Raw genomic sequence first — 12816 nt, forward strand, 5'->3', positions numbered from 1 at the left:
TATCTAGAAGCTAGAATGTAGATATTAAATTTAGAAAGGAGATAGTGTAATGGTGAAGAAATACGTCCTATTACTGATGATACTAGTAGTACCGGTGTTTCTCTTTTATGAAGAAGTATTGGCAAGTAGCATGAATTCAAAAGCAGGAATTACTTTTTCAAATAGTTATAATCCGTCAGAAATTGAGGATCCATTGATTCCAGATGGATCTAAAATAGTCGTTAATATATCAGATGACCGGATTACTAATAAGGTGTTGCCAAAAACAGGCGGACAAACCTCACTTATTTTGCAGTATGCAGGGGTTGGTTTATTGATAGCAGCCTGTATAACATTATTTCAAACTAGGAAAATAGAAACAAAAGTTTCTATTAAATAAATTAATTTAGTGGAGGTAAATGATGAAATTAATAAAATTAGCATTAGCAGGAGCAGTATCACTTTCAGTGCTTGCAGGGGGAACACAAGCATTTGCAGAAGAAGCAGCTTCAATGAAGTCTGTAACGGATGTAATCTTTACAGAAAATGAAGGTATTACGGGACCGGTGGATCCAACGAACCCAGATGAAGTAGTTGAGCCAATTGTAGATCCAGAAAATCCAGACGATACACATGAGCCAGGAACCAACGGCCCGTTAAGTATTGATTATGTATCTAATTTCCATTTCGGAAAACAATCGATTTCTGGTCATGATAAAGTTTACTATGCTGAGTTAGAAAATGTAAAAACAGCATCAGGACAAACAAAAAAAGTGCCAAATTATGTACAAATCACAGATAACCGTGGTACAAACGTAGGATGGAAACTGACGGTAAAACAGGATGATCAATTTACAACTGCAGACGGTAAAAAGTTGGATGGTGCTGAGATTAAATTAATGAATTCAGTTGTAAACTCTGCAACAGATAAAAAATACGCGCCAACGGCAAAACCTGTAACGTTAAATCCAGACGGATCAGCACAAGATGTAACAAGTGCACAACAAGGTCAAGGTATGGGAACATGGACAACTGCATATGGTCAAGATGTTGAACAAGCTAAAAACAGTGTTAGTTTATCTGTACCAGGTACAACAGAAAAGGTAAAAGATGCAAAGTATAAAACGACATTAACTTGGACTTTAGAGGATACACCAAAATAATTTCTGAATATTAAAAATAAAAAGAGCGTAAAAGGAGAACTAATATGAAATTTACAAAAGTAGCAGTAGTAGGAGCATTCGCATTAACAACATTAGCGGGAGGAACATCAGCTTTCGCAGAAAAAGATGGTGGAACGTTAAATTCAAAAGCTTTTATTCAGTTTGAAAAAAATACAGATACGGTAGATCCAATTAATCCAATTAATCCAATTAATCCGGATGAAGTAGTAGAGCCAATTGTAGATCCAGAAAATCCAGATGATACACATGAGCCAGGAACCAACGGCCCGTTAAGTATCGACTATGTATCTAACTTTAATTTTGACAAACAAAAAGCATCTGGTAATAACGAGGTGTACTATGCAAAATTAGATAATGTGAAAAATAAAAAAACAGGTGCTGAAAGTGAAGTTCCAAACTTTGTACAAGTAACAGATAATCGTGGTACAAATGCAGGGTGGAAATTAACAGTAAAACAAAACGATCAATTTAAAACTGCAGATGCTAAAGAGTTAACGGGAGCTACTTTAACGCTGAAGAACGGTACGTTAAATTCCGCAGCCGGTAGTAAGGCACCAACAGCTGCACAAAATATCGCTTTAACTCCAGGTCAAGCTTTTGATGTTGCGACAGCCCAAGAAGAAGAAGGTATGGGAACATGGACGAATTCGTTCGGTGAATCAGTAAAAGATGGCGAGAAGAGCGTTGAGTTAAGTGTACCGGGTAAAACAAAAAAAGAACAAGCTCAGTACACAACTTCTCTAACTTGGGAATTAAAAGACGCACCAATGTAATAGAAGCATTTAAGAGAAATAACGAAAGAGATAAAGCTGTTTTTCAGTCTTTATCTCTTTCGTTTGTATATTAAACTATGGAATATGTGAGGAATATAGTATGAAATATGTAAAGAAAATTATGAGTTGTTTATTGGCTGTAGCGATTTGTATAACTGTTTTTAATGTGAAAGTAGAAGCAGCTGAAATGAAATTTGCGGTAACGGCGGTCATTCCAGAAAATCAAGTGGATAAAAACCAAACATATTTTGATTTGAAGATGGAACCAGGACAAAAACAAACGCTGCAAGTACAAATGAAAAATGATACAGATAAAGAAGTAGAAGTAGAGACATATGCGAATACCGCAATTACAAATAATAATGGAATCACTGATTACAGTGTAGTGAATCTAGAGTTTGATTCTACATTAAAGACCCCGTTTTCAAAAATTGCGAAAGTACAAAAGGAGACAAAAATTCCAGCGAAAAGTACAGTAGTATTAAATGTGAATATTGAAATGCCTACAGAATCATATGATGGTGTGATTTTAGGTGGTTTATACTTTAAAGAAAAAGAAGATGAAGAAGATAAGAAAAAATCAGAAGGTGTGCAAATTAAAAATAAGTATGCATATGCTATCGGTGTTGTATTAAGAGAAACGGATGCAGAAGTAAAACCAGATATGAAATTAAATGAAGTAAAACCAGGTCAAGTGAATGCGCGTAATGTAGTGACAGCGAATTTACAAAATATAAAACCAGCAATGTTAAAGAATTTAAGCGTAGATGCAAAGGTATACACTGAAAAAGGTAAAGATATACTACATGAAACGAAAAAAGAAAATTTAAGAATGGCACCAAATTCTAATTTCGATTATGCAATTAGTTGGGACAATAAAGCTTTAGAGCCAGGAACATACCGTCTAGAAATGAAAGCAACGGATGGTGACCAGAAATGGGAGTGGACCAAAAAATTTACGATTGAAGGAAAAGAAGCACAGAAGTTAAATGATACAGCTGTAGAGGCCAAAAAGGATTATACTCTGTACTATATTATAGGTGGAATTTTATTACTTGTAGCACTACTAGTTTTAGTATTCTTGCTAGGAAGACGCTCTAAGAAAAAAGATGGCGAATAAGAATAGTAAACGATATATATTGATGATGTAAGTACTATTAAGAGAATGATAGCATGATACAAAACACTGTTAAGAAATAGTGTTTTGTATTTTTTTTATAAAGTATTTGAAAGAAAGAGAATATTAGTCAGAATGGCCAATTTATAGATTCGCAAGGTCGTAAATTAACAGGTTTGAAAATTATGTTTCGTAAATGAAGTGCCTTAAGAAATATATATAAATCTATATTTTGTAAAAATTACATGATTTTAGAAAGCGCGTATAATATACGGGTGTGAAAGAGAAGGGTATGTAATATAACAATATTATTATATGATTTTTAAAATGTGCACTGCGTTATGAATGGGAAAAGAGGGCGATACAAGATGCGAATTGGAAAAAAGGTGATAATTGTTATGATAATAGCAATTATCAATATTTCTTTATTATTTTCTAATCTCAATGTACTAGCGATTGAGGGTGTAAAAGAACCGCTTAATACGTTTCAAAATGATGATATTCACATTCAAGTAGAGGTATTAAATAGTAAAAAAATGACTTTAAAGTATACAGTTTCTAACATTGGTGAAAAAGAAATTCAAAATCTATCTTTGAAGCATATTAGTGAAGAAGAAAAGGGAATACACTTTATAAAACAATCATTTACGATTAATGGAAAGAAATTAATAGGTGATGAAGTAGATACGTTTTATAAAGAAGAAAAACTAGCAGGTAGTAATATGTACGCTCGGAATATCCAAGGACTACATATAAAAAGTAAGGAAAGTATAGATATTGTAATAGGTGCGAAAGAATTAAATAAAGAACAATCTCCGAAAGTGATTATTGAACAGAATGGTCAAGAGGTTGGTCATCTATTTATACAAAATAAAGTATTTACAGAAGAAAAAGGAACAAAAGATGAAAAGGAACAAAAGATTAGAGAAGAAGATAAAGAGAAAACAATAAAAGAAGAGAAACAAAAGGGTAGAGAAGAAGATAAAGAACAAACAGTAAAAGAAGAGAAACAAGAGATTAGAGAAGAAGATAAAGAACAAACAGTAAAAGAAGAGAAACAAGAGGTTAGAGAAGAAGATAAAGAACAAACAGTAAAAGAAGAGAAACAAGAGATTAAGGAAGAAAATAAAGAAAAGCTAGAAGTTGTAGAAGAAAAAAAGCAAGATGAAAACCTTGTGTTTTCTAATTCAATTCCAGTTAAGCCAAATGGTGGATTCGATACACCTATTTATGAAGAACGCCTAAAAGGGAACTTGGTGCAAACTGGAAATGTGACTTTAGGATTAGAGAAGGATCGATATACGAGAGGATCTATGGGAAGAAGAACAGATAAGTACATAGTGAATGTCGATAATGATAAGAGCACTTTTAACTCGTCAACCGGAGTACTTCCTCCAGTTCCTCAAAGTGGTAAGGTGAAAAAAGCGTATTTATTTTGGACGGCTGCTATGGGAGCAAAAGGGTATCTAGATGGAAAAAGCATAACGGATTTACAAATACAACAGCCTGTAAAAATTAAATCGGAAGATGGAAGCTATAAAGATGTATTTCCTAACAGTATAAGGAAAGAAGTAGGTTTACCGTATATTGGATCTTATTTTGCAGGTTATAACGGTGATGCTTATGTTGCATATGCTGATGTGACAAATGCAATAGAAGATTATAATTTAAATAAACCAATTACGGTCGCTAATATTCCGCAACTTTCAAATACAAATGGTACTGGTTACTACTGGGGAAATTGGAATTTAATTGTTGTTTATGAAGATCCAAAAGAAACAGTAAAAGACATGCAAGTTTGGGAAGGATTAATCACGCAAAGAGGTTATGATTGGACGCATATTAATATAAAAAATATCAATACGCCAAAAGAAGGCAACTTTAAAGCAAAATTTAGTTATTACGCTTCTAACGGTACGCCAGCAGAGAATGATGTGTATGGAAAAGATTACGCTACATATGACTTTGGAAAAGGTAAAGTTAATGTCAAAAATCATCTTGGAAATGCAGAAGATGCGAATGATGGTAGTATGACAGAAATACAAACAGATGGTACAAATGAATTAGTTACTAAAAAGTATAAGGGGTATAATCCAGACTGGACGAATTCATTTGCAACGGATATACATACGTATCATCTAGAAGGTCCGAATCAAATTGCGAATAACTTAAAGGATGGAAAAATTAGTTTTAAAGCATATAATGCGGCTGGAAATATTTATACGCTAAATAATGTTACTTTTGTTGCTGAATATGATTCTCCCAATTTAATCGTAACGAAAAAAATGTTGAATACAGAAGGCCAAGAAATTAACAGTGTTAAAGCCGGACAAGAGTTTTTATATAGAATTGAGATTAAAAATAATGTATCAAATCCGCTGGCAAAAGCATTAGGTGTACAAGGATATGATAAGCTAGATGATTATTTAGAATATATTCCAAATAGTATAACGCATGAGACACATAATGGTGTAGAGAATAGAACGGATCAACAAAAGGATGATCAAGTAGATGTGATAGGTGGGAATGAAATAAAATATCGCATCGGTAAGGGAGCTAATGCAGAGCGTGGAGGAACTTTAGATGTGGGTGCAAAGGAGGCCATTACATTTAAAGTGAGGGTAAAGCCAGGTTCTAATATTACGGAAGTGAAAAATACAGCTTACGTATCCGGGAAGGATGTATTAAATAACGCAATACATGTATCAGATAGTGTAACCGGGCATATTGTAGTTCCAGATATTCCAGCAGGTGATTTAAGGTTAGTTAGTGTACCTGATACGATAGCATTTGGAGAATTAACGATTCCTTCTAAACCAACAATATATTCTCCTTCGCAAATTAATGGGAAGCTTGTCGTACAGGATGATCGACCTGAAAAAAATGCGTGGAAGATATACGTTAAAGAGACAGAGCCGTTAACTTTGGACGGAAAAGAACAGCTAATTGGTGCCATGAGGTATGTAAAGGGCAGTCAGCAATATACGTTAGGTGAAACGGCTGTAGAAGTGGCTGCGTCTATTTCAACGAATAACGAACCGACTGAAGTAGCTTGGAATGAAGAAACGAATGGTATCCGATTATTTATTGAGCCTAGCCCGCTTATTAAAGTTGGTATGGAATATAAAGGGAAGTTAGAGTGGGTGTTAGCAGATACGCCGATGTAATAAGTTGCGGTATTCACGCAAGAAAAAATGCGTGAATGCGAGAGGAATATTCGGTGATGCAAATGGAAGAATATAGTATAGTTACATTAAAGGCAAAATAAACTCGCGAGGACTAGCAGCTTAATATATTGCCTTTTATTAGGGTGTATAGTCGTATTCAAGTATATACTAATTAATAACAATCAATATAAAGAAAATTATTTGAAAGACAGTCAATTATTTTAAGACACGGTAAAAAATTGCTGTAATAAGTTATTAGTATTGCATTGTTAAAAGAGTAATTTAGGGTTGAGTTACTCCAATTGATAAAAATCCTATACTTTGTCAATATAGTGATTTTATCGTCCATTATTTGTTGTTATTTTGCGTTTGTTGTTTTTGCTTGGCCTCCTTTAAGGAGGCCTTTTTTTTATGGGAAACGGATGGAGTATATCCTTACACATAATAAAGCCTCTTTACAATTTTCATATGTTGGTGACTATTTTAAAGCGGAATGTATGATCTAACATGTATTATCACTTACTGAAATACTCAGTTTTAATGTTCTTTTCCTTCAAAAACTTTTCAATCTCTTTTTGCTTTCTACCATTAGCTTTCTCAAAGCGCTTTGTAAAAGAAAAATCAGTTTTGAATAAGTTACCATCTTGAGCGAGTTTGTCTAATTCTTGATCTAGTTCTACTGAAATTGCTGTAGATGATGAAATAAATTCATATATTTCTTTTGAAGGCTTTTTGTAATCATCAGGGATTGTATTGTTACTAATAAAATTATGGAAGTTTGTATCATTTTGTTTCGCTAACTCTATTAGTTTTTGTAATTTTTCTCGGTCAGATTCAGTGATATTTTCATCGGATGTAGTGGATGAAAGTGGAACGATGTTTTCGTCTAACTCTCCGCTATAATTTAAATAACTTTTTATATTTTGTTTCATTTCGTCTTCACTAATATTTTCATTTTTCTTTGAGGAACTAAATATATTTTCTGGAACTTTAATAGCAACATCTTTAATAGATTGTACATCGTTTTCTTCCTTAGGTTGTACACTGTTTGAACAAGCTGATAGAAATAACATTGTAAGTAACATGAGTGGATATAAAATATACTTTTTCATATTAATCTCCTTTTATATTCATTAGTATCTTTGTAAAATAGCTAAATTCCATTTTAAATACTTAACTAAAAGTGAGTATATATGTTTTATTAATTGATAAGATATGACGGATATTAGTAAGCCGATGCAAAAAGCTATAAATACATTATAAACATCGGAATAACTGATTTGATGAAACCCTTTAAAGAATCCTAATCCTATTAATAAGATAGGTGAAATAATTAATAATGGTGTAGCAATTATAAGCGCTAGAAGAAGCGGTAATAGAAAGAGTAATACGAAAAATGCGATAATGATAAATATAAAGTTTAAAACACTTAAGCTCATAACAGAAAACAGTGCTGTCATAATATTTTTTAGGCTGCGCCTATTGTCAGCATTGCTTATTGCATATGAAACATTAAGTTCTTTAGCGATAGCTTTAGGGTTTCCTAGCTTTTTAGAAATTTCCTCTTCAGATATTCCATCTTGTTTACCACTAATAAAATGAGTTTCGTACTCCGAGATAATATCCTCCTTTTCTGAATTAGACATATTCCATAGGGAAGAACTAAGTTGCTTTAAAAATTCACTTTTGTTCATAACAATCACTTTCCTTTATAAAATGATGAATTACAGCTGAGAATCCTATCTTTTTTCTAAACAGCACAATCTGTATCTTCCTTTTGAAGGGGGATATACTAATTGTAAATGACATTCCAAATAATGGGTGTTCCATTATTTACAAATATATCACTTACTATTATTCTTTGCAAGGTACTGTAAAATTGTTAATAATGTGAATGGATGGAAGTATTTTTGTACATTTTTAGGAGAGATATAAAAATGTTATTTTAAGATAAACAAAAGGTTGTAAGCGTATTCTTTGGATGTTGTCAAAATAATTTCAAATTCATATTGTTGGAAAAATAATGCATTTGTAATATAATGATAACAATACTTCACCACATTAATTAACTAGGTGAAATTAAAGTCTTTATTACACACATTATGAAATAAAGGGATGATTAGTTTGAGTACAGGTGTAAAAGCAAACGACGTGAAGACAAAAACAAAAGGAGCAGATCTTGTTGTTGATTGTTTAATTAAACAAGGTGTTACACATGTTTTCGGTATTCCAGGAGCAAAGATTGACTCTGTATTTGATGTATTGCAAGAAAGAGGACCAGAGTTAATCGTTTGTCGTCATGAACAAAATGCAGCATTTATGGCAGCTGCTATTGGTAGATTAACAGGGAAACCGGGCGTATGTCTTGTAACTTCAGGACCAGGGACATCAAATTTAGCGACAGGTCTTGTTACTGCGAATGCGGAGAGTGATCCCGTTGTTGCTTTAGCTGGTGCAGTACCGCGTACGGATCGATTAAAACGTACGCATCAATCTATGGATAATGCTGCACTATTCGAACCAATCACAAAATATAGCGTAGAAGTAGAGCATCCGGATAATGTACCAGAAGCACTATCAAATGCATTTCGAAGTGCTACCTCCACAAATCCGGGAGCAACTTTAGTAAGTCTTCCGCAAGATGTTATGACTGCGGAAACGAATGTAGAGTCTATCGGTGCGCTTTCTAAGCCACAGCTTGGAATCGCTCCCACACATGATGTTACATATGTAGTAGAAAAAATAAAATCAGCGAAATTACCAGTTATTTTACTCGGTATGAGAGCGAGCACAAATGAAGTGACGAAAGCCGTTCGTAAATTAATTGCAGATACAGAACTTCCTGTCGTTGAAACGTATCAAGCAGCTGGTGCAATTTCGCGTGAACTAGAAGATCATTTCTTCGGCCGCGTTGGATTATTCCGTAACCAACCAGGTGATATTTTACTAGAAGAAGCGGATCTTGTTATTTCTATCGGTTATGACCCAATTGAGTATGATCCGAAATTCTGGAATAAACTTGGAGACAGAACGATTATTCATCTTGATGATCATCAAGCGGATATCGACCATGACTATCAACCAGAGCGTGAATTAATTGGCGATATTGCCTTAACTGTAAATAGCATCGCAGAAAAATTACCGAAACTTGTATTAAGTACGAAGTCAGAAGCAGTGTTAGAACGATTACGCGCGAAATTATCAGAACAAGCAGAAGTTCCAAACCGTGCTTCTGAAGGTGTTACGCATCCGCTTCAAGTCATTCGCACACTTCGTTCTTTAATTAGTGATGATACAACTGTTACGTGTGACATCGGTTCCCATTCTATTTGGATGGCGAGATGTTTCCGTTCTTATGAACCACGTAGACTATTATTTAGTAACGGTATGCAAACGCTAGGTGTTGCACTTCCTTGGGCAATCGCAGCTACTTTAGTAGAACCAGGTAAAAAAGTAGTTTCCGTATCAGGTGACGGTGGTTTCTTATTCTCAGCGATGGAGTTAGAAACGGCAGTACGTTTAAATTCTCCGATCGTACATCTTGTTTGGAGAGACGGCACATATGATATGGTTGCATTCCAACAAATGATGAAATACGGCAGAACATCAGCTACAGAGTTTGGCGATGTTGATCTTGTGAAATATGCGGAAAGTTTTGGGGCGTTAGGTCTTCGTGTTAACACACCTGATGAATTAGAAGGGGTATTAAAAGAAGCATTAGCAGCAGATGGTCCTGTCATTATTGATATTCCAATTGACTATCGTGACAACATTAAATTAAGCGAAAAATTATTACCAAACCAATTAAACTAATGGAGGCAGATTTGAGATGACTGTTGCGCAATTAATTGATATTGATGCAAAAAAAACGAAAACGAGTAATGAAGTATATCAAACATCTACAATGCTTGCGCTATTAGATGGTATATATGATGGTGTGATTAGCTTTGAAGATTTGAAAAAACATGGTGATTTCGGCATCGGCACATTTGATCAATTAGATGGTGAAATGATTGCATTTGATAATGAATTTTATCATTTACGTTCAGACGGTTCAGCAGAAAAAGTAGAGCCAGAAGAAACAACGCCATTTGCGACTGTAACGTTTTTTGAAAAAGAAATGAGTTATACGGTAGAGCATCCGATGAATCGTGAAGAAGTTGAAGCGTTATTACATGAATTAATGCCAAGTAAAAACTTATTTTACGGTATTCGAATGGACGGTACGTTCCGTGAAGTAAGGACGAGAACTGTTCCAAGACAAGAAAAACCGTATACACCGCTCGTTGAAGTGACGAAATCACAACCAATCTTTTCATTTGAAAATACAGAAGGTACGCTTGCTGGATTTTGGACACCAGATTATGCGCAAGGTATTGGGGTAGCTGGATTCCACTTACATTACATTGATGATGAAAGAAGCGGGGGCGGACATGTTTTCGACTATGTTATAGAAAACTGTACGATCCAAATTTGTCAAAAAGCTCATATGCATTTAGCACTTCCAGAAACAGCTGATTTTATGGCGGCTGAATTATCAAGAGAAAATTTAGAGGATAATATTGCAACTGCGGAAGGTGCAGAGTAAGAGGGAAAGACTGTTCCATTTTGGAACAGTCTTCTTTTATTCGTAATGTTATTATTTGGCGATAAATCGATATTTCTTGTCGAACCGTTGATATATTGTAAGTTACGATAGATATATTCGAAAAATCGTTGATATCGCTTACTTCTTTGAAACAAACGGATGCCCCTCATAATAAAATCGCCACGGATAATGAACAGCTTCTTCTGCATAGTCGATGTTAATACGGGGCCCCGCCGTTACTTTATATTGTGATGACATGTGTTCTTCTTTTGGAACTAATTCAATATGTAACGTATCACTTTGTAACGATACGCCGCGTTCTTTTAAAGTGATGCCAAGTGCACGGCATAGTTTGCCAGGACCGTTTGTTAAGTTTTTATATTGCACTTTTGTAATGTCTGTTTTATTGAAGCGCGCTAGTTTTATTTCTTCAATACCGTCTACTGGTTCAAGTGCTCGAATGAGAACACCTTGTGGGGTGCCAACTGACGCTGTAATAACGTTAAAGCAATGATGCATACCGTAAATTAAATATACGTAAGCATGCCCTGGTGCACCAAACATAACTTCTGTGCGATCTGTCCGTCTGCCTCCGTAACTATGTGCGGCCTTATCATCTGGGCCTTTATATGCTTCTACTTCTACAATGATTCCGCTTCGCTTTATTCCGTCTACAATATGAACAAGTTTTTGTCCGAGTAATTTTTTTGCGACTTCTAACGTATCGCCTTCATAAAAGGAAGGTGGTGCCTGCATTGTACTATCTCCTTTGCTAAGTGTATATGTATATAGTAAACCAAATTTTCAGTAGTAATTCTAACTCGTTCTATTTGCTACATTTATTTCATAAATTATGGATAGAGTACAACAGCGAAGAGGGGGAGTGCGACATGATTTATCGCTTACTAGCTCTTAATATAGATGGGACACTACTATACAACAATGGAAAAATTGCAAAAGGGTTAAGAGAAACAATTGAATTTGTGAAAAGAAAAGATGTATACGTTACGTTATTTACGAGTCGTAATTTTCAATCCGCTCATAAAGTAGCAAAGGCGTTAAAATTAGATTCTATATTAGTGACACATGGTGGTGCTTTCGTTTCAGCAACTTTAGATAAGCCGTACGTTCAAAGGAGATTATCTGAAGAGAAGACTTTTAACATTGTGCAAGTGTTAGAGCACTTTGATTGTAACGTACGTATTTCTCATGAACGGTTTTCGATAGGAAATCGTGAGAGAAATACACCAAACTTAATTGCGCGCACTGTATTATCAAGCGCAGATCCGTTATTTTATCCAGTTCAATTTGTAGATTCGTTAGGTGACGCGCTTCGTGACCATCCGGTAGCGGCGCCAAAAATTGATGTTATTTTCCAAAGTAAAGGTGAAAAAGAACGCGGACTAAATACATTAAGAAAAGCGTTCCAAGATATTGAGTATGTTGAATGTGATTTAAAACGAATAGAAATCTTGCCACAAAATGTATCGAAGTTACGCGGATTACAATTGCTTGGAGAGCATTTAAATATTTCGCTAAATGAGATGGTTGCGATTGGAGATAGTATGGAAGATTTAGAGGTTATTGAAAACGTGGGACTTGGGGTAGCGATGGGGAACGCACCTGTAGAATTAAAGCAAGCAGCAGATTGGATCACACGTTCAAATAGTGAGAACGGTGTAGAGTATATGATTAAAGAGCATTTCCGTAAGCAATTCCCGCTTCCGTTTTTGAAGAATCATAAAAATACACCGAAACAATGAAGGGAAAACGTAGCTTTGTGGCTACGTTTTTTTATTGAGCTTATTAAAAGGAATGAAAACGTTTTAAATTGTGAATTGTGTATGGTATTCATACAATTCACTTGAATCCTCCAGAAAACTAATGTAAAGTGGATGATGTTGCCAAAACAGTTACACCACATGAAATATTCTTCAGATTAATTTTATTGGGCTCCCATACGTAAAAGTATTTCCGCATGATACTTTAGTTCACGTATTATTTCAAA

Annotated in this window: 11 protein-coding genes; 8 read left to right on the top strand and 3 right to left on the bottom strand. The window is 34.7% G+C overall.

Annotated elements, in window-relative coordinates:
- Nucleotides 1-49: 49 nt before the first annotated feature.
- The 5 genes from MHI26_RS04500 (at nt 50) to MHI26_RS04520 (ending at nt 6220) form a co-directional block, all read left to right on the top strand.
- Nucleotides 50-379, top strand: a complete 330-nt coding sequence (locus MHI26_RS04500) for an LPXTG cell wall anchor domain-containing protein (RefSeq protein WP_061667605.1) — start codon at nt 50-52, stop codon at nt 377-379.
- Between the two features lie 22 nt (nt 380-401).
- The gene (locus MHI26_RS04505; RefSeq protein WP_061667604.1) at nt 402-1142 is read left to right on the top strand and encodes a WxL domain-containing protein; all 741 of its coding nucleotides are present in this window, start codon (nt 402-404) and stop codon (nt 1140-1142) included.
- 44 nt (nt 1143-1186) lie between these two features.
- Complete coding sequence (locus tag MHI26_RS04510; RefSeq protein ID WP_061667603.1) at nt 1187-1936, top strand: WxL domain-containing protein; 750 nt, start codon at nt 1187-1189, stop codon at nt 1934-1936.
- A 100-nt stretch (nt 1937-2036) separates the two neighbouring features.
- Nucleotides 2037-3056 (top strand): DUF916 and DUF3324 domain-containing protein, encoded by a 1020-nt coding sequence (locus MHI26_RS04515; RefSeq protein ID WP_061667602.1) that lies wholly within the window; start codon nt 2037-2039, stop codon nt 3054-3056.
- A 395-nt stretch (nt 3057-3451) separates the two neighbouring features.
- Entirely contained in the window at nt 3452-6220 is a 2769-nt protein-coding gene (locus MHI26_RS04520) for an isopeptide-forming domain-containing fimbrial protein (protein ID WP_225988061.1), read from the top strand.
- Between the two features lie 515 nt (nt 6221-6735).
- Here MHI26_RS04520 and MHI26_RS04525 read toward each other — a convergent pair.
- Complete coding sequence (locus tag MHI26_RS04525; protein ID WP_061667600.1) at nt 6736-7332, bottom strand: NDxxF motif lipoprotein; 597 nt, start codon at nt 7330-7332, stop codon at nt 6736-6738.
- Nucleotides 7333-7353: 21 nt separating this feature from the next.
- On the bottom strand, nt 7354-7914 hold the full coding sequence (locus MHI26_RS04530) for an HAAS signaling domain-containing protein (protein ID WP_001042978.1): 561 nt from the start codon (nt 7912-7914) through the stop codon (nt 7354-7356).
- 430 nt (nt 7915-8344) lie between these two features.
- Between MHI26_RS04530 and alsS the strand changes: the two genes are divergently transcribed.
- On the top strand, nt 8345-10033 hold the full coding sequence (gene alsS, locus MHI26_RS04535) for an acetolactate synthase AlsS (RefSeq protein WP_061667599.1): 1689 nt from the start codon (nt 8345-8347) through the stop codon (nt 10031-10033).
- 16 nt (nt 10034-10049) lie between these two features.
- Complete coding sequence (gene alsD / locus MHI26_RS04540; protein WP_000215018.1) at nt 10050-10808, top strand: alpha-acetolactate decarboxylase; 759 nt, start codon at nt 10050-10052, stop codon at nt 10806-10808.
- Nucleotides 10809-10946: 138 nt separating this feature from the next.
- On the opposite strand, the gene MHI26_RS04545 is transcribed toward alsD, so the two are convergent.
- On the bottom strand, nt 10947-11564 hold the full coding sequence (locus MHI26_RS04545) for a DNA-3-methyladenine glycosylase (RefSeq protein ID WP_001148776.1): 618 nt from the start codon (nt 11562-11564) through the stop codon (nt 10947-10949).
- A gap of 134 nt (nt 11565-11698) precedes the next feature.
- Here MHI26_RS04545 and MHI26_RS04550 point away from each other — a divergent pair, with 134 nt between their 5' ends.
- On the top strand, nt 11699-12571 hold the full coding sequence (locus MHI26_RS04550; protein ID WP_000640414.1) for a Cof-type HAD-IIB family hydrolase: 873 nt from the start codon (nt 11699-11701) through the stop codon (nt 12569-12571).
- Nucleotides 12572-12816 lie beyond the last annotated feature (245 nt).

It is taken from the genome of Bacillus sp. FSL K6-1218 (genome assembly GCF_038006445.1).
Lineage (GTDB): Bacteria > Bacillota > Bacilli > Bacillales > Bacillaceae_G > Bacillus_A > Bacillus_A thuringiensis_S.